We start from the raw sequence: 19,668 nt of genomic DNA, 5'->3' as shown, positions 1-19,668 counted from the left end.
TTCCATTTTTTGCTCCTAATCAATCACATGACCAGTGGTGAAGTAACGTGCTAATGCTGCGGTTGAAACAAAGCCAAGCATTGCGACCAATAAAGCACCCTCGAACAAATTGGTACTTGCCCAATAGATTCCGAGTAATACCACAAGACAAGTCGCATTTAGAAATAAGGTATCGAGTGCAAGCAAACGATCAACAATCGATGGACCGATGATTAAACGATGCAGACAAAATAGCATTGAAATAGTCAATGCAACTAAGCAAATTCCTAAAGCATAAGGCAAAATGGTCATGCATCATCTCCTTGTGTTGCGTTAAAAATGGCAATTAAAGGGGTTTCATAACGGGCTTTAATGTCTTGAATTTCAGCTTCAGGATCATCTGAACTGAGTGCATGTACCAAAATATCACCACGTTCTTGGTCAATTCCTGCAGTGACAGTACCAGGTGTTGTGGTAATGATCATTGCAAGTAGGGTATTGACATGTTCATGATCGGTTTCTAAAGGTACACGATACCATTTGGGGTGTAGATTTTTTGTTGGACCAAGCACTTGTTTTGCAACACGAATATTGGAAATAAGAATATCCCACAACACGACAAAAAATAGTTTAGTTGCCAGTACCCAGTGGATATTCGGTGTGCGTACAATAAAAGGTTGAATCAGTTTAGGGATAATGATCCCTAAAACTAAAGCACAAAAAATATCAAACAACTCAAAACTATGTCCAAGCATGAGCCAACTTATAGCCACGACTAACGTCACAAAAGGATGGGGAAAACAACGGTCAAGGAATGAAACTTTATTGTCCATTTATTGCTCCTCCATTGGCTTGAGTTTGCTGTCATCGAAAGGTGTTAACTCTTGCGTTTGTTGCTGAATTTGGCGCTGTTTATAGTCAGAAATATGTTCACCTTGCATGGTTTTAGGTGAAACAATGTAAGGAATGAGATGTGCATTGGCATCAGGACTTTCACCACCATACTTGGTTTCTGGTAAATAGTTCGGATCAAAAGGTTGCACACTAATCACGTTATTTTGAATATCTGTTTTTAAAATGGTTTGTTGATACAGTTCAGCATTTTTTAGCTGCTTCGCTGTTAACTCCAAATAATGCACGATTGGTTGAGCACACAGCACATACATGATCAAACCAAACAATAAAACATAAATAGTTTTATCATTTCGAGCGGGTGCTTTTTCAGGTAATTGCTGATAAGCCGCAAAAGCATCTTCTTTAGGATTATCTTCAGGTTTTGTTGCACGCCAAAACAGCACAAAACCTGCTCGTGTGAATGCTAGAATACTGAGTAAGCTGACCAATAAGACAATGATAATAATCCACAATTGATAAGGTGAATCTGCGGTTGCTTGTAAGATTAAAACTTTGCCTAAGAAACCACTAAATGGTGGTAAACCTGCCATCATTAAAGCAATGATAAAGAAAGTGATTGAGGCAGCTTTTTCTTGCTTCATTTTGGGTGCAATTTTCAAATGATCTTTGAATGCGCCACGCTGTGAGGTGATCCAACCACAGAGTAAATAGAAGGATGCAGCGATGATGGTACTGTGTACCATGTAATACAAACCTGCTGACCATGCAGTTTCATTAAGTAAAGCAATCGCAACTAAAATCGTTCCAACTGAAGACAAAATCATAAAACCGACAAAACGTCTTAAACGTTCAGCACCAATTGCCGAAATTGCACCATATAAAGAAGTGACTAAACCGATGATGAGCAAATAATTACTGAAAATTTGCTGTGCCCATGCATCCTGAAAAACAGTACCATTGACCCTTAAAATTGCATAAATCCCGACTTTGGTCATGATGGTAAATAATGCTGCAACAGGCGTTGCTGCTACTGCATAGGTTTTGGGTAGCCAAAAACCAACAGGTAACATCGCTGCCTTGATACCAAAGACAACAAAGAGCAATAGTCCGCCTGCAACTGCTAAAGTATGTTGATCATTTTCCAATGTTGGAACGATCCGTGCCACATCTGCCATATTGAGGCTGCCAACGCTGCCGTAGATCATCCCTAAGCCAATGAGGAACAGTGCTGAAGCTAAAAGGTTAATGGTGACGTAATGAATACCAAGTTGGAAACGTGCTTTACCTTGTCCATGTAATAACAAGACATAAGATGCCATCAGCAAAATTTCAAAAAAGACGAATAAGTTAAATAAATCGCCAGTTAAGAATGCACCACACACACCCATGAGAAGCAAATGTGACATGGCATGAAAATAGCGTCCACGTTCATCCCATTCTTTACTTGCAAACCAAAGTAGGGGCGTGGCAAGCGCATAGGTCAGTACCAACATCAGGGCGGATAGGCGATCTAAAACCAGTACAATACCAAAAGGTGCAGACCATTCACTGAGTTGGTAAACAAAAATTTGCCCAGTATTGGCTTGGTATAAATAATACAGCGCAGTCGCAAAACCTAAAACAGCAGAAATTAAACTGATACTACGTCGCCATGGTTGACGCCAGTCATTTGCTAAAGAGCCAGAACCAGGATTGCCCAGTAAAATCAGAATAAAACCTGTAAAAGCAGGAATTAAGATACTAAAAATAGGCGTATGAGATAGCCAAAAATCAAGAAAATTCATTATGGCGCATCCTCACGAGAGTCAAAATTGCTTGGCTCATCTTTGGAGTCCACATGATCTGTCCCTGATTCATAGCGACTACGTAATGCCAATTGTACAATATAGGCGGTGGTGGCAAAACCAATGACAATCGCAGTTAACACTAAAGCTTGTGGTAAAGGGTCTGTTACTTTACTAGCGTTGGTGAGTACAGCGGGTGCATTGATATTGATACGCCCCATGGCAAATAAAAATAAATTTACAGCATAGCCGATCATGGCTAAGCCCAATACCACAGGAAATGTACGTGCACGCAGCAATAAATAAATCCCTGTTGCCACCAATAGACCGATGGCTGAAGCGAGTAAAAATTCTAAACTGATCATGGGTTACTCCTTGGGTACAGGGCCAGAAATACTCGAATTTCGAGAATCGCCAAGAACAGAAATGAGCAACATGGTTGCACCAACCACACAGATATAGACACCTAAATCAAAAGCGGCTGCTGATGCGAGATGGAATTTCCCAAAAATACTGGTTTCTACATAAATATGTGCACTGGTCAAGAAAGGACGTCCCCATAACCATGCAGCAAGCCCTGTTAAACCAGCAATGACTAAGCCTGCGCCAATCCAAACTTCATATAGACGACCTGATTTTGCACGTAATAATTGCTCAGCTTTGTCTTGACCTAAGCCAATGTATTGAATCACCAGTGCCATTGAGGTAATTAAGCCCGCAATAAATCCACCACCCGGCAAATTATGTCCACGAAGGAAAATATATAAACTCACAACCAAAGCTAAAGGTAATACCCATGAAGCAGTCATACGAAACATCAATGGTGAAGGATTAAAACGGAAAGTCAAACCTTGTGTCATGGTTGTACCATGTGCACGCATCCCGTCCATCAGACATAGTGCACCAATGGCGGCAATACCAAGTACGGTAATTTCACCGAAGGTATCAAAGCCACGGAAGTCAACCAAGATGACATTGACAATATTTGAGCCACCACCTAAAGGTATAGATTGCTGTGCAAAGAACCAAGAAATCGAATTATGATCACGGGTTAGAATTAACCATGCAATCCAACCCACACCTAAGCCACCACCAATTGCTAAAATAGCATCACGCCAACGGCGTGTACGGCTTGATTCATATGGTGTAAGTTGTGGTAATAACGATAAACTCATGAGCAATAATACAGTGGTTACCACATCAACAGTAATCTGCGTCAATGCTAAATCTGGTGCAGACATAGTTACAAATACCATGGTCACCACTAGACCAATAGCACCACTGATCAGGACTGCTTTGATACGTTCATGATGAAACCACAACATCATCCAACATGCTGAGAATAATAAGAGCCACAGCACAATCGCGATAGCAGGTGCATAGGTGAGTTCACGCGTTCCTGTACTGAGTCCTTGATTCAGCATTGGTGTGGCAACCAAGACTATACTAAATGCCACGATCCAAAATAAATATGTTTGCAACGAGCCTGTTTCGGTAGAACGTTTAATTTTTTGTGCAAAGCGTAATAAATATTTAAGAAAATTTTCAAAAATTAAATAGCCTTGCAAGCGTCCAAGTTTGGGATCAAGGTCAATTTCACGAATACGACTGCCTTTTGCCAAAGCGAAATAAAAGATCACGCCACCAACGAGGGCAATTGCACTCATAAGCAAAGGCAAATTAAAACCATGCCAAATGGCTAAATGGACGCCTGAAAAATCTGCCAATTGTGTGCTGGCACGTGTGCCCGCATTGACAATATTTTCAACCAAGAGAGCAGGAAATAAGCCGACTGCAATACATAAAATCGCCAATAAAATTGCAGGTAGACGCATACCAATCGGGGGTTCATGTGCATCTTTATTGGGAACATCTTTGCCCAAATCACCATCGAAAAATACGCCGTGTACCAAACGGGTCGAATAAGCCACTGCAAATAGACCTGCCAAAGTCGCCACAATTGCAGCGAAAACAACGTAAGCTCCTGATAAATTTGCCAACAATTCAGTAAAGAACATTTCTTTGGACAAGAAACCATTGGTCAATGGAACGCCTGCCATTGAAGCAGCCGTGATCATGGTCAATGTGCCAGTAAACGGTAATAGCTGCCAAACGCCACTGAGTTTTCTTAAATCCCGTGTGCCTGATTCGTGGTCAATAATTCCTGCAATCATGAACAATGCAGCCTTAAACGTTGCATGGTTAATGATGTGGAATATCGCTGCGGCAACCGCAAGTGGCGAACCAATTCCCAATAAACAGACGATCAAACCAAGATGACTGATGGTGGAGTAAGCAAGTAAACCTTTTAAATCTTCTTTGAAAATGGCAAAGAATGCTGCCATGCACAGGGTAAACAGACCGATTGTGGTGACAATATTATGAAACAGGGCAGAACCGACAAAGATGGGTAATAAACGTGCCAACAGGAAAATCCCTGCTTTGACCATGGTCGCCGAATGTAAGTAGGCTGATACAGGTGTTGGTGCAGCCATGGCATTGGGTAGCCAAAAATGAAACGGAAACTGCGCACTTTTGGTAAATGCGCCAAGTAAAATCAGTAATAAAATTGGTACAAACAGATGACTGTTTTGAATGGTCTCTGTCATTGTTAAAATTTGGTCAATTTGATAGGTTTGGGTGACTTGCCCCAATAACACAAAACCACCCAGCATGGCTAAGCCACCCATGCCTGTAATGGTCAACGCCATACGTGAACCACGTTGTGCAGCGTCATAATTGCTCCAATAACCCACCAATAAAAAGGAGGAAATACTGGTCAGCTCCCAAAATACCAATAAAATAATCAGGTTATTTGACAGTGAAATGCCCAACATGGCTGCCATAAACAGCATGAGCAAAAAATACAATTTACTGAGAGAGTTTTTAGGGCTGAGATAAAAATAAGCGTAAATATAAATCAGTGTACCGATGCCAGTAATCAGCAGGGCGAAAATCAAACCGAGCGCATCAAGGCGGAAACTTAAATCAATCCCAACTTGTGGCAACCATTGCCAGCTTTGAGAAATTACAGCACCTTGAAAGACTTGCTTTGCCTGAGTCAGTAACAAGATGAAACTGGTTAAACTGACTCCAATCGCCCCTAAAGCTGTAGCCCCTCGCGAGACATGTTTCAGCCATGAGACAAGGGTCGTGCCGAGTATGAGCGGTAGCAATATGATAATCGGTAGCACACGTATATCCATTGTCGTGAATAGGTCATGGAACCTATCGTGAATCTTATCTTTCAAGGATTTGAGGAAAGCAAAGAACCATCCAATAACTTAAATCTTGAAAGCCGAAATATTGTAGAAAAACAAAAAAATAAGTTGTGTTGCGCAACTTGATAAAACGATTGAAAAATCGATATGAATTGAAAAATTTAATTCATATTGATTTTTTTATCTTATTACATGAAGAGTTGAACATCAATTTATTTTGTCAGTTTTTACACAAACACAGAGGATTATACGTCTTATACGACATTTGTTTTGTGGGAAAATTATTCAACAAAGTCTAAGTCAAGCTGATGTGTGACAAGTTGGCAATTTGTGCAAAGATGAATACCACTTATGGAATATTCATCATTTGAGAAAAGAAAGTTTTTCGTTAAAAGCTTGCACAGACATTAAGCAAGTGCAACTTCGATCCCCTTTTTAGTATTTTGAATATCCTGTTGGGTATTTTGCTCAATTTGAGCAAATGCTTTGGGAAATACACGGCGTGCTACGCGATTCACCCGTTTTTCCAACCATTGTGGCATGTCAATCGCCAATGGATTGGTTTCAGTTACAGAAGCATCCGTCATGACTCGAGTGCCCATGATGTAGTCGAACCACGGTTTAGTCACACACCAATTGGCATTTTGATTGCTGGTCATGTGATGATCATAGTGCCAAGGAATACGTTTTTTGGCGTACTCAGGGTCTAAGTGTGATTTGGCATGGGTTTTCCAATAGTTCCAAATGCCATAATACAGACCTGCGGTAAAAAATGGTGCAACAGGCAAAAGTGGTGTAGCCGCTACGGTTAAGGCGATCAATGCAGTTTTTTCATTATAAATTTCAGCATTTTTAAACATGGATTCAGCATAGCCTTCATCATGAAAGCCATTTAAACGAGCACGTTTATGATGTGCAATATGCGTGAAGAAAGGACTGTTACGATGTTTCATTGGAAACTCATGTAACCAAACTTTATGGGCATACCATTCAAATCCATTTGCTGCCAATAAGCCTAAAGGAAAACCTAACATTGCAAATACCTAAACATTAAATTGATTTTTATGTAGTTTAGAATGAGTTTTTATTTTTCTTTTGACTGAAATGGCAGCGGATAAATTGCCGATTCAGTCAAATGTGAATTGCATAGGATAAAAGTTTTAGGTTTGAAAATATTTTCGGCATAAAGACATTATTTCTGTTTACGTTGCCGATAAGTACTCGGTGTTTCACCTGTCCAACGCTTAAATGCCCGAGAAAATGCCGAAGGTTCAGAAAAACCTGTTAAATAAACAATTTGATCTAAACTTTCTTGAGTGTTTGCCAATAACTTACGGGACAGTTTTTCCCGATATTGTGCCAAGATTTTTTCATAACTGGTTTGAATCATCTGTAAATCCGCCCGTAAAGTTCTTGGGTTTTTTCCAAGTCGTGCTGCGATTTGTTCCTGATCAAACTGACCTGACTCTAAAATTCCACTGGCTAAGATATTTTCGATGTCAGTGATTAACTGATACTTTTCTAAAATTTCGAGTTGTTGCTCAGCCATATTTTCATGAATTTTCAACAACTCAGGTTCAGCTGCAGGTGAGGCTAGATTTAATAAATCAGCATTAAAATAGATCGCACCTTCGTGACAACCCAATTGAACTGGACAGTGCCAAACAGCTTCATATTCTTCTGCATGAAGTTCAAGTGGATAAGCTAACTCAATCCGTTGTACCTGAAAATTTTGCTCAGATATATATTTAAAAAACTGAATCAATAAATTGATCGCACAGTCTTGATAATGTCGTACAGCATGATTAAACCCTGTCAGTTTTGCGATGCCATCTTTTTGGGTCAAACTCAGTGAAAAAGCATTGCTCAGCACCGCTTGATACTTAAGGGTTCGTACCAAGCCTTCGCCAAAAGTTTCACTGCTGAGAAATAAATACTCAATCACTTGCCCACGAAAAACAGGCATTTCTGCACCCACATGCAAGCCAATATAAGTATCTTGGCTGATTTGTTCTGCTGCCTGCCAAAAGCGTTGCTGTGTTGAATTGGCACGGCGAATACTTTTATCAGGCATTTGATCGGGCAAATGTACACTGGCAAAAATGGCGGCCGTATCAAGCTGCATCTTTTGCATGGCTTGATAGGTCATCCATAAAAAAATGCCTGCATCACTGTTTTTTTGTTGTTTCATGTACCACTATATGAATGTAGAGTTGTGTCTAATGTAAAAATTGTTGTCACTAAAGTAAAGTTTCCTGTGAAGTGCGATCATCATCAATATGCAATAATTCACGTAATTGTTGCTGTTCTTGTGCTGACATTTTTTGAAATTGTGCAAAACATTGATCTACGACTGACACAGTTTCAGGCATCACATCAATTGCAGTATGTTCAGGTGTTTTCTCATGTAAATTTGCATAAAGTTGTGCTAAATCCGCATGATATTCCTCAAGTTTAATCTCATGAATACGTTGTTGGTCGAGCTGAAAACATTGCATATTTTCAGTAGGCTCTAGTAAATGTTCGTGTAGGGTACTGGCAATAATTTGAATTTGTGGGAAAGCCTGATGTAAACGTGGCAAAATAATTTGCGCATGATCTTGGTCAAGTTCCGCATCAATATGATCAATTAATAAAATCCCATCTCCTTCTAAACACGGATACAAACTTAAAGGATTGAGTAAGCATAAACGCCGTACTACATCACCGACTAAGGCAATCCAGTTTTTGGTGCTATTGGATAGTTGTAAAAAAGGTAAGGTTTTATGGTTATAAGTCACCATTAACTGTAGTTTTGGTTTGTATTCAATAAAAATATCAGTTATTTCAGGTATTACCGTATTTAAACTACTTTTTAGTGCTTGCAAACTCGGTGAGTGTAAATGTGTACGTGCTTGAAACAGTGCATTGTGAAAATCAGCTGTACGGTCGGAGGTATCATCAGATGCTGTTGATGAAGTATTTTCTTTTAAAATTTGCTGAAATAACTGTGCCGATTGTGCATTTTCAATATCACTCACCTCCCGAAACCACTCAAAAAAGCGTGCAAAAGTGGTAAATGGAATCGCTGTTAACTCATAGGCAGCGGTAGTTTGCATCACTGCGGGATTATTTTTACTGAGTAAGTTAATTTCATTAATAAAACGCTCAGCAGGATAATAGGCGATTAAAGGTAAACCCTGCAAAGGATCTTGTTGAATAGCTTTTAGATATAAACCGACCAATTGTTCAAGCTGTTGTAGTTCTGGGCGACTAATACCGATGCCATTGGCATTTAATGTTTTATACAGTTGCCATGAACAAATCGAATGATCTTGTGTACTTGAATCACTACTTTCAGGCAATGTACCTAATTCAGCTGGAATTTTAATGGAAATATCAAGTTTGGATTGCAAGCGATTTTGCATAATATCTTGATCAAGCATGACCACGCCAGGGGTGCGTAGGTCTTTAAAGCGAGCTGCAAACCATGTTAAAGACTGGTAAATATTTTTTAAAATCGCTGTTTTACCTGAAGCTTGAGTACCTAAAATTAATGCAATGGGTTGTTGCTCAGGGTGCAATTCTAATTTTAAATCTGCAAAATGATACACATGGCGCAGATGGATTGAGAGAAGTTTCATAATATACCTGCAAATATTTACTAGAATTTTAAAACTTATGCAGTTGCTTGGTGTTTTAACGGAGTTTTGATTTTTAACTGTTGAATCAGATCATAGATATGATGAATATTTAAACTCAGTTTTGCACGGGTACATGCCACGTAGAGTAAACGCAGTTCTTCATCACTGATTTTATGTTCAAGTCCATTGATTTTAAATTGGTAATCATCCTCGATATGCACACGATTCCACTCCAAACCTTTGGCTTTGTGTGCAGTCGAAATGACATAATCAGCTTGCTCTATTGGGGTGATTTTGGCAAGTGCTTTTTTTAGAGGTTCTGTACCATGATCATCAACCAATTTGACTAAAGGCTTGATATCACTACCATCATTTGTTTCACAATATTCATGTACATCATGCCAAGAATTAAACCAAGCCAGTTCAGGAACATCTGTCACACGTTTACCTTGCTTCAATAAACTAGCCGCATCAACAAAACGATTCAGGCGAGCATGGTCCGCTTGTAGACTCACTTTGTCGCCTTGCACCAAACCTGACAATAACAATTCCATCGCTCGTGCATTGGTACGACATAAAATTGCATCACGCATTTTGGTATGTGGTTTGTTGACCACAGTAGATTTAAGGTCTGGATTACCAAGTAAGGGCACGGTTTCTTTTAATGCGCCCAAAAGGCTGTTGGCAACCTCAGCAACAGATTCACCAAAACGGAATGAAGTGGTCAGACGTGACTCAGGTAAAGGCATTTGTTGCATAGCATTGACTGCACCACGCCATGCGTAAATTTGTTGATGGGCATCGCCTACATAAATCACTTGGGTACTACGTTGACGCAATAAAATACCCAGCATCAATGGATCAGCATCTTGTGCTTCATCAAACAAGACATAATCAGCAGGAATGATCGGGTCAGACAAAGCCCATAATTTTAAATAAATATCGTGTCTAATACCTGCTTGATGATTTTGATCTATGGATTCTAACCACCGCCGTTCAACCGCAGGATAGAGATGTTGTTGCAGACTTTCGACATCATCAGGATGCAGCCAACTTGGAGCTTGGATATGGCGAGGTGCAGGATATTGTGAACTGGTTGAGCAGAAATAACTGACTGCATTGGCAACAAGACTTGCCAAGCGACTTGGCATGAGTGCATATTTTTCATAACGCCCGCCCATCATACGGCGCAGCGTAATGGGCATTAAATGATATTCTTTGGCAATAAAACTTGGGCTAAGTCGTGGTAAACGCAACTTGTCCGTCACGCCTCGTGGAACACTACGAAATGCTAAAGAATGAAATGTACGACAGTCAACATTACGATGAAATTTATGTTGTGCTTCAGTGGCAATGGCTTTGTTAAATGCCAAATACATACCACGACGCTGCGGCATTGCATCACTGATCAGTTTTAAAGTCGTGGTTTTCCCTGTGCCTGCATAGGCAATCACTTTAAAGGATTGTCCTTTTTGCGCTTCAGCAATCGCAAAACTTTGTTCTGAGGTCGGTTTAAAAATATCAGGCACAGTGTTAAAAAATCTTTTAATGATGCAAAAATGGAATACAGCATCATAGCAAAAATTAACCAAGAAGAATGCTAAAATTTGATGAGTGCAAATAACGCTGAATAATACTGAAAGTAATATTTTTTAATTCATAATAAATATCAAATTATTGCTGAAAAGCACGAGGTTTTTTTCTACGGATATAAATGGTTTTATGGACTTCAGCGATCCTTGAGCCTGATTCATCAAAAATATTCAGCACATAAGTACGATGTACAGGTGCAAAATTTTCAGCCAAAGCTTTGACATGTTCGATTTCTGCAAAATCTAAACGAATGTCAGCAGAAACTGTACTGCGACCAGGCAGTAAAAACTGAATAGTTGCAGATTTGTCCCACACAATATATTTATCACCCAAATGATGCATCAAGATCAACATATAAAATGGATCGATCATTGAATACAAACTCCCCCCAAAGTGTGTACCCACAATATTTTGATTTTTATGGGTTAAAGGCATTTTGACACGGACATAATAATTTTTTAGATCAATCTTTTCGATCTCAATACCTGCACCTTTATAAGGTGAATAATGGTTGAGAAAGAATTTAGAAATAAAAGGGATTGTCTGTAGTTTCTTGATAACATTGATCATGGTCAATTCTAGTTCGATATTTTTAGCCCATAATAAATAATCAATTGTGATGTGACATTGATCAAAATACGCAGTACAGTCATTGCAAAGTCAATGTGAAAACAAAAAAGGTATTCAAATGCAAGCACAAACTCATTGGGTTTCAACGCAAGACCAACAAAAACTTTTTGCAAAAACATGGGGTAAGCCTGAAAACCCTGCATTGGTTTTGGTACATGGCTATCCAGATAATCAAGAAGTATGGGAGCCGATTATTGAACAGTTGGTCACAGAATTTTACATTGTGACCTATGATGTGCGTGGTGCAGGGCAGTCTTCAGTTGCCAAACGCATCCGTGATTATGCTTTACCCCGTTTGTCTTTGGACTTGGAATGTGTGGTGAATGCACTGCTGCCGAATCGTACTTTTCACTTGGCAGCACATGATTGGGGTTCAATTCAGACATGGGAATCTGTCACTGAAACAAAATTTAAAGACCGAATTTTATCTTATACCACTATTTCTGGACCTTGTTTGGATCATGCAGCATTTTGGATGCGAGATCAATTTGCCAATCAAAAGTCAAAATTCTTTAAACAATTGATTAAGTCTTGGTACATTGTGGCATTCCAACTCCCAATCCTTGCACCAACCGTTTGGCATTTCTTTAATCCAGAACGTTGGGGTATGCTACTCAGCCAAATGGAAAAAACCAAAGGTTTGCCACTGAATCAAAATATTTCCAAAGATGGTGAGCATGGGATAGCGTTGTATCGTGCCAACTTTGCGCCACGTCTGATCAAGCCACGTCAGCGTCATGCAGTATGTCCTGTACAAGCTGTGGTGCTAAAGCGAGATAAATTTGTCAGCCCTGAATTAATCGATGAAATGCCAAAATGGGTGACAGATTTTGAACGGGTAGAAGTAGATGCAAACCATTGGGCGGTATTAAGTCGTCCACAAGAAATTGCAGGTTATATTGCTGCATTTGCGAATAAAAAGCACAAGTAATATTGTAAAAATAAGTTGAATAATAACTCGATAAAAGGGGCAGTTTTACGCAGATTCTCTGTTAAAATGCCCCTTTTTCTATTCATCTCATCTTATGATCGCAATTATAGCTGCTATTGTAGTCATGTTTGGACTATCTCTAGCTCGTGTGCCTGTGGTTTTTGCTTTAATTATTGGTGCAATGACAGGCGGACTTTTAGCAGGGCTTGGCTTACAAGGAACTTTAGAAGCTTTTAATAATGGTTTAGGTGGCGGTGCGAAAATTGCACTGGCTTATGGTGTGCTAGGTGCTTTTGCTGTTGCTTTGGCAAAATCGGGTTTACCTGATTTGTTGGCATATAAACTGATAAAAATGCTCAAAGCTGATGCCAATGTCTCAGCTCAGAAAACAGTAAAGTATGTAATTTTCTTTACCATTGTTTTGGCAGCAATTTCTTCACAAAACTTAATTCCTGTTCATATCGCATTTATTCCTGTACTCATTCCACCTTTACTAAGCGTATTTAACCACTTGAATTTAGACCGTAGGGCTGTTGCATGTTTGCTTACTTTTGGTCTATGTGCGACGTATATGTTAATTCCTGTTGGATTTGGTGCAATTTTTCTCAATGATATTTTGGGGCAAAATATTAATACTTTTGGTAAGCCTTATGGCTTCACTATTAGTTATGATCAAATTCCGAAGGCAATGGCAATTCCTGTATTAGGCATGTTTGTCGGTTTATTATTTGCATTATTTGTCAGTTATCGTAAACCAAGACATTATCAAGATGTTCAAGTTGAAGATAAATCACAGAAAATATCTGATGCCGTGAAAGCGGGACAGGATGGAAAACCTCAGATTGCAACTTTTACATTGATTATGGCATTTTTTGCAATCATAGCCACATTGTCAGTACAGTTATATTCAGAATCCATGATTTTGGCAGGTTTAGTTGGTGTTGCGATCTTAAGTTGTGCAGGCATTTTTAAATGGAATGAGGCAGATGATGTCATTGTTTCAGGTATGCGAATGATGGCTTTGGTTGGCTTTATCATGATCTCTGCGCAAGGTTTTGCTTCCGTGATTGAAGCCACTAATCAGGTTCCAGCATTGGTACAAGCATCAGTTGAGTGGATTGGTAACAGTAAGGCTTTAGCAGCATTTTTAATGCTTTTGATTGGTTTGTTAATTACTTTAGGCATTGGTTCTTCATTCTCTACAGTACCGATTTTAGCGATTATCTATGTACCTTTATGTATTCAATTTGGTTTTAGCCCTATGGCAACCATTGCCATTATTGGTACTGCCGCAGCTTTGGGTGATGCGGGTTCACCAGCTTCAGATTCAACATTAGGTCCAACATCAGGCTTAAATATGGATGGACAACATGACCACATGAAAGACAGTGTTGTTCCAACCTTTATTCATTTTAATATTCCATTACTCATCTTCGGGTGGATTGCAGCAATGGTGCTTTAAGTTTAAATATATTCTTGGCATATATGATGACTTGTTTTATTATTCTTATTTATAAAAATGAGAATTATTTTCAAAAAGAAGTCATCATTTAATATAAAAATTAAAATAGTATAATTTCATTATAATGCTATTAAAATGATTATGAAGTGTAGTTACTGTATAGAATTAAAACCAAGTATATTGCTAAGGATTAAAATATAATATTTAATTTTTCAGTGACTTAAAAATAATATTACAAAATATTTTAAAATGAGACTTGCATCAAATATAATTGATGTGTTTAATATTTAATATAATTATTTTTTTACTTGGGGTTGAAGAATGTTAAAACAAATTGCTCTTATTTCATTAATGGGGATGTCAACAGTCGCTTTTGCTGAGGCTGGTTTTCAGGTAAAAGTCGGTGGTTCTTTGATTTCACCAACACAAGATACAAGTACTGCATTAGGTGTTGTTAAAGCAGACAATGAATTGGCATTTACACCGTCTGTAGAATATTTTTTAAATGATAATTTTTCTGCTGAATTGTTATTGGCTACACCAATTGGTCACGATGTATTACTTGATGGTGGAAAAGCTGCAAAAATTAAACACCTACCACCAACAGTAACATTCAAATACAACCTTAAAAACTCTTCACCATTTACACCTTATATTGGTGTGGGTGGTACAGCATTTGTTGCTTGGGATGAATCTGGTGCAGCAAAAGATGTAAAAGAAGATTTTGGTTTTGCTGGTCAAATTGGTGTGAATTTTAAACCCGCTGATGCAAAAAACTGGGGTGTTTACTTTGATGCACGTTATGCTCAACTTAGCCCAGAAGTGACTTTAATTGATGAGTTGGGTGGTGGTAAATTTGATTTAGACATCGACCCTATTGTTTATACACTGGGTTATAGCTACAAATTCTAAGTTTTAGAATATAGCGATTATGTGTGAAAACCTCAGATGCGTCTGGGGTTTTTTATTGTAGTCTGAATGGAAATAAGTGTATAAAAATAACCAGATTGGGATAAAAGATCATATTCAAAATCAGATAATTTTCTTATGCTGATTGAACATGAATTGGAAAAAGAGCACTGTCAAATGATGAGATTATTTTTATATAGCACGATGTTTTTCAGTGGCATGTTTTTCGTTTCCAATGTTCATGCAGCCAGTTTTAAATGTGAGAATGCACAAACACAAACACAAACAGAACATACCGTATGTGAACATCGAGTGTTAAATGATGCTGATGTCAAAATGGCAACCACCTACAATATTATTCGCCGTTTGGTACCAATGGGTACACGTGGTGCAATCCAAGACCAACAAGTGAAATGGTTGCAACTGCGTGATCAGTGTCGAGACAATGTCTCTTGTTTAACTGATGTGTATAAAATGCGTCAGCAAAAACTCGATATATATATGGAACGGGTTTATAAGCAAGGACCATTTTAATTATTTTTTAATTTTCCTATTGAAATATTCTTAAGTCACTCCATTTCTAAAGCATTCAATAAAAAAGTGTTATGAATTTAAGGAGTGATTTATGAGTGAACAGAATCCACAGCAGACAGCGCAAAAACATAGCTTCCAAGCGGAAGTGGCTCAACTTTTACATTTGGTGACCCATTCTCTTTATTCAAATCCTGAAATTTTCCTCCGTGAATTGATTTCCAATGCGTCAGACGCATGTGACAAATTGCGTTTTGAAGGGATTAACCATCCTGAATATTATGAAAATGATCCTGACCTGCATGTCCGTGTTAGCTTAGACAAAGATGCGAAAACCATTACCATTTCAGACAATGGGATTGGCTTAACTCAACAAGAAGCGATTGATAACCTCGGTACGATTGCCAAATCAGGCACCAAAGACTTTATGTCGAAGCTGTCAGGCGATCAAAAAGCTGATGCGCAATTGATTGGTCAGTTCGGTGTAGGTTTCTATTCAGGCTTTATCGTTGCTGAAAAAATTACGGTTGAATCACGCCGTGCGGGTGAACCTGAGTCTGATGGTGTACGTTGGATCAGTGGTGGTACAGGTGATTTCGAAGTTGAAGTAATCAATAAGGCTTCACGTGGAACAGATATTATTTTGCATTTGCGTGATGACGCACTTGAGTATTTAGAGTCTTATAAAGTTAAGCAAATCATCAATAAATATTCTGACCACATCAGCTTGCCAATCGAAATGCAAAAAGAAGTATGGCAGGAAGAAGAAGTTGCTGAGGGTGAAGAGCCTAAAGGCGGTCAATATGTGAAAACTGATGAGTGGGAAGCGATTAACTCTGCAAGTGCTTTATGGACACGCAATAAATCAGAAGTAACCGAAGAGCAATATGTTGAGTTCTATAAGAATTTAACCCATGACTTTGAAGCGCCATTGGCTTGGGCACATAACCGTGTCGAGGGCAGCACTGAATACACTCAATTGCTTTATATTCCAAATAAAGCAGCGAGTAATATTTTCACGCGTGAAGCCAAAGCAGGCATCAAACTGTATGTGAAACGTGTATTCATCATGGATGAAGCGGATAATCTGATTCCAAATTATTTACGTTTCGTACAAGGTGTGGTGGACAGTGCTGATCTTCCACTCAACGTCAGCCGTGAGTTATTGCAAGAAAGCCGTGATGTGAAAACCATTCGTGAGGGCAATACCCGCCGTGTTTTGACCACTTTGGATGGCTTAGCAAAATCTGAAGATGCAGCGGATCAAGAGAAATTCAAAACTTTCTATGCTGAATTTGGTTCAGTGATCAAGGAAGGTTTGGGCGAGGACATGGGTAACCGTGACCGTATTCTTAAACTTTTACGCTTCTCTACTTCGACCAATGATGAAGTTTCAACTTCACTTGAAGCCTACAAAGCACGTATGAAAGATGGGCAAAAAGCCATTTACTACGTGACTGCGGACAGCTTGGCAGCAGCGAAAAACTCACCACAACTTGAATTGTTCCGTAAAAAAGACATCGAAGTATTGTTAATGGCGGACCGTGTTGATGAATGGGCAATGGAGTTTGTTCATGAGTTTGATGGTACACCGATGCAAAACGTGGCAAAAGGTGCAGTCGATCTTGGTGATTTGCAAGATGCTGAAGAGAAGAAAGCCCTTGAAGCAGCGGCAGAGCAATTTAAACCTGTGGTCGATAAATTGTCTGATTCACTCAAAGCCAAAACCAAAGAAGTCCGTGTAACGACTCGTCTTGTTGATTCTCCTGCGTGTTTGGTGACAGGTGAAGGTGAGCTTTCACCACAATTGGTGCGTATGTTGAAACAAGCAGGGCAAGCAGTGCCTGAGTCTAAACCGATTCTTGAAATCAACCCTGAGCATCCTTTGGTGAAAAAATTGGAAAGTTCAGCGCAGTTTGATGATTTAGCCAATGTGATTTTCGATCAAGCCGTGATTGCAGAAGGTGGTTTACCTGATGATCCTGCGGAATATGTAAAACGTATTAACAATTTATTGCTGAAATAAGTCGTAAAATGTTGCTGGAGAGCCTATCGTAACGATAGGCTTTTTATTGGGCTTAAAAGTGGATAAGTCTAAACTTATCCACAATTGTTTAAATATTTACCCATATAAACTTAAAATAATGCCTCAAGCCGTACCAAGGCACTTGGATAATGGCCCTTGTCTTCACGATGATCATTGAAATAGTTTAGGTCACCTTGCACATAGAACCATTCACGCCATACAGGTTGACGCCATGACACAAAAGGTCCCCAACTGTTTAGACGCAAATCATCATTATTATAAAAACCACCGGTATACATACCGTAGTTAAAACGATTACCTTTAAAGAATTGATGCTGACGATAGGTACGGTTATCCCAAGTTAAATCATCATCTTGTTCATCGGCATAGGTGATATAGAACTGATTAGATAAAAAAGCCTGATCTGGACGAGCATGAGTCAGTTCTAGGTTTGTCCGTAAATAATTTTCACTGTCGATGCCATAGCGATAAATTTGTTCAGCATGAAAAGTGAAATCATTCCCCAATTCCCAGTCCTTTTCAGCTTTTAATCGGGCGTAAATATCATCGCCAGAACGAATACCTAAGTCAGCATCGACATCAAAAGGTAAGCGTTTAGACAGTTGTGACCAACGCAGCGCAATGGAACTGTTGTCATCTCGGATACGTTTACTGTCTACGGATTTATCAGGATCCCCACTTGGGTTTTCATTGGTAATTGCAATATTGTTATTAATTTCATTGTCTAGTGAGTCATCACCAAATACAAGGCTTAAGCGATTTTCTAAGGCAGGCAGTTTAATTTTGCCTCGAATACGGGGCTTGATTTCATAACCATCATGCTCATTCCAACGGTTATCGAGCAAAATTCGTAAGGTCGCAGAAGCAGGCTCATCGGGATCAGTTTCACCAAACCAGTTGTTCATGCGAGTGGCTGTACGATCTGCCCAATTGCGAATGCCTTTTTGTTGTTGATCCACCCATGTGGCATTTTCAGTATCTTGAGTCGGTGGAACAGTGATTTCATCTGATTGAGCAGGTAAAACAGTTGGTGTCATATCCAATAATTTAGGGATATATTCTAAAACATTAAAATCACTCTCAAGCTGAGGTGATGGAATATAAATGGGTACAGTCGTTGTTGTATTGGAGGTTTCATTTTCAGCATAGCTATATATGCTACTAAAACAGCCTAATAGCAGTATAGCGGCTTGATAAAATGGAACTGGGTATATGATTTTTTCCATAACGTTCCGTCTTTGACTATTTAATTTAAAATAAATGACTTAATACAGAGCTTACTGTTGGTTTGATGGTTGTCTAAAAATTATAGTTGATTTTTCAAGGAAATCATCGGCATGAATGCACAAGTTGCTTTCTCGTTACAAAAATTAAAATTTAATGACATTTTGGGGTACGAGATGAAAATATGTATCTGAAGCAAAGAAAGAGTGCAAAAGCAATAATAGTAGATGTCAGAAACTAAAAATCCTCCATAAAGGAGGACTTCTAGTCTTATAAAATAAGAAAATATAAAAAGAAACTTACAGCGCACGAATTCGTTAAAACTAAATTCTGAGATATAGAATATATCAAGTTGGCTGATATGGATAGTCCCGAAAGTAATGAACACAATAAGTTGAATGGCATCAAGTGACAATTTTTATCAATTATTAAGCAAATTTAAAAATATATTTAAAATGCATATTATAAAAAAATGCTTGATTTCATAGCATTTTTCATTAAAAAATACTTTTAAAGTTATTGTTATTTAACAAAATTTTGTTAAAAACTGACCGAAAATTGTCATAAAATAATTAATTCATTTGTCTAATAAATAAACAACTCATATATATAAGATGATAAAACATGCGTATATCTAGGTTTATGTGACGATATTATGGTGAAATAATGCTTGTTTTTTACTCTAAATTAAACAATTCTAGAAATGGTTTATACGGGCATTTAGAAAGTCACTGAAACTGTAAAAATATACAAGGTGCTTGGATCAATGAAAGAATATTGATGAAGGGCAGTAAGATCACAAAGTATTATGTAAATCTTAAAATTAGTTTCTTGGTAGAATAAGCCGTTTCATCCTGATTTAAAAAAACGGTGGTGTAT

General features: G+C 38.5%; 16 protein-coding genes and 1 pseudogene. 6 read left to right on the top strand and 11 right to left on the bottom strand.

Annotated features, from left to right (window positions below; all coding sequences use genetic code 11):
- Positions 1-15 precede the first annotated feature (15 nt).
- From AVJ19_RS13145 to AVJ19_RS13100, 10 genes are all read right to left on the bottom strand, one after another.
- Complete coding sequence (locus AVJ19_RS13145) at positions 16-291, bottom strand: monovalent cation/H+ antiporter subunit F (protein ID WP_111860134.1); 276 nt, start codon at positions 289-291, stop codon at positions 16-18.
- Positions 288-812: a Na+/H+ antiporter subunit E gene (locus AVJ19_RS13140; protein ID WP_111860133.1), complete on the bottom strand. Its 525-nt coding sequence runs from the start codon at positions 810-812 to the stop codon at positions 288-290. The genes AVJ19_RS13145 and AVJ19_RS13140 overlap by 4 nt, the downstream gene beginning before the upstream one ends.
- Complete coding sequence (locus AVJ19_RS13135; RefSeq protein WP_416240583.1) at positions 813-2,618, bottom strand: monovalent cation/H+ antiporter subunit D; 1,806 nt, start codon at positions 2,616-2,618, stop codon at positions 813-815.
- On the bottom strand, positions 2,618-2,983 hold the full coding sequence (locus tag AVJ19_RS13130) for a Na+/H+ antiporter subunit C (protein WP_111860131.1): 366 nt from the start codon (positions 2,981-2,983) through the stop codon (positions 2,618-2,620). The genes AVJ19_RS13135 and AVJ19_RS13130 overlap by 1 nt, the downstream gene beginning before the upstream one ends.
- A gap of 3 nt (positions 2,984-2,986) precedes the next feature.
- Positions 2,987-5,824, bottom strand: a complete 2,838-nt coding sequence (locus AVJ19_RS13125) for a monovalent cation/H+ antiporter subunit A (protein ID WP_111860130.1) — start codon at positions 5,822-5,824, stop codon at positions 2,987-2,989.
- A gap of 422 nt (positions 5,825-6,246) precedes the next feature.
- A complete protein-coding gene (locus tag AVJ19_RS13120; protein WP_111860129.1) occupies positions 6,247-6,873 on the bottom strand; it encodes a sterol desaturase family protein in 627 nt (208 codons plus the stop codon).
- 158 nt (positions 6,874-7,031) lie between these two features.
- Entirely contained in the window at positions 7,032-8,030 is a 999-nt protein-coding gene (locus tag AVJ19_RS13115; protein ID WP_111860128.1) for an AraC family transcriptional regulator, read from the bottom strand.
- 49 nt (positions 8,031-8,079) lie between these two features.
- Entirely contained in the window at positions 8,080-9,462 is a 1,383-nt protein-coding gene (locus AVJ19_RS13110; RefSeq protein ID WP_111860127.1) for an AAA family ATPase, read from the bottom strand.
- Positions 9,463-9,497: 35 nt separating this feature from the next.
- Positions 9,498-10,991, bottom strand: coding sequence for a UvrD-helicase domain-containing protein (locus tag AVJ19_RS13105; RefSeq protein ID WP_111860152.1), 1,494 nt, complete (start codon positions 10,989-10,991; stop codon positions 9,498-9,500).
- Positions 10,992-11,136: 145 nt separating this feature from the next.
- Positions 11,137-11,625 carry a PaaI family thioesterase gene (locus tag AVJ19_RS13100; RefSeq protein WP_171334214.1) on the bottom strand — a complete coding sequence of 163 codons (489 nt, stop codon included), beginning with the start codon at positions 11,623-11,625 and terminating at the stop codon, positions 11,137-11,139.
- A 118-nt stretch (positions 11,626-11,743) separates the two neighbouring features.
- On the opposite strand from AVJ19_RS13100, the gene AVJ19_RS13095 reads away from it, so the two are divergent.
- The 5 genes from AVJ19_RS13095 to htpG all read left to right on the top strand — a co-directional run bounded on the left by AVJ19_RS13095 (position 11,744) and on the right by htpG (position 17,544).
- Positions 11,744-12,616, top strand: coding sequence for an alpha/beta fold hydrolase (locus tag AVJ19_RS13095; RefSeq protein ID WP_111860126.1), 873 nt, complete (start codon positions 11,744-11,746; stop codon positions 12,614-12,616).
- A gap of 94 nt (positions 12,617-12,710) precedes the next feature.
- Complete coding sequence (locus AVJ19_RS13090) at positions 12,711-14,078, top strand: Na+/H+ antiporter family protein (RefSeq protein ID WP_111860125.1); 1,368 nt, start codon at positions 12,711-12,713, stop codon at positions 14,076-14,078.
- A gap of 321 nt (positions 14,079-14,399) precedes the next feature.
- On the top strand, positions 14,400-14,990 hold the full coding sequence (locus AVJ19_RS13085) for an OmpW/AlkL family protein (RefSeq protein WP_111860124.1): 591 nt from the start codon (positions 14,400-14,402) through the stop codon (positions 14,988-14,990).
- A 177-nt stretch (positions 14,991-15,167) separates the two neighbouring features.
- Positions 15,168-15,521, top strand: coding sequence for a lysozyme inhibitor LprI family protein (locus AVJ19_RS13080; RefSeq protein ID WP_111860150.1), 354 nt, complete (start codon positions 15,168-15,170; stop codon positions 15,519-15,521).
- 91 nt (positions 15,522-15,612) lie between these two features.
- Positions 15,613-17,544: a molecular chaperone HtpG gene (gene htpG, locus AVJ19_RS13075; protein WP_111860123.1), complete on the top strand. Its 1,932-nt coding sequence runs from the start codon at positions 15,613-15,615 to the stop codon at positions 17,542-17,544.
- A gap of 110 nt (positions 17,545-17,654) precedes the next feature.
- Here the strand turns inward: htpG and AVJ19_RS13070 are convergent, their stop codons facing one another.
- On the bottom strand, positions 17,655-18,791 hold the full coding sequence (locus tag AVJ19_RS13070; protein ID WP_111860122.1) for a hypothetical protein: 1,137 nt from the start codon (positions 18,789-18,791) through the stop codon (positions 17,655-17,657).
- 722 nt (positions 18,792-19,513) lie between these two features.
- Here AVJ19_RS13070 and AVJ19_RS22790 point away from each other — a divergent pair.
- Positions 19,514-19,632: pseudogene (locus tag AVJ19_RS22790) on the top strand (dodecin domain-containing protein); the annotation flags it as partial.
- Between the last annotated feature and the right edge of the window lie 36 nt (positions 19,633-19,668).

It is taken from the genome of Acinetobacter sp. CFCC 10889 (assembly GCF_003268395.1).
Lineage (GTDB): Bacteria > Pseudomonadota > Gammaproteobacteria > Pseudomonadales > Moraxellaceae > Acinetobacter.
Note: the sequence above shows the minus strand (reverse complement) of the source record. Positions and strands in the feature narration are given on the sequence as shown.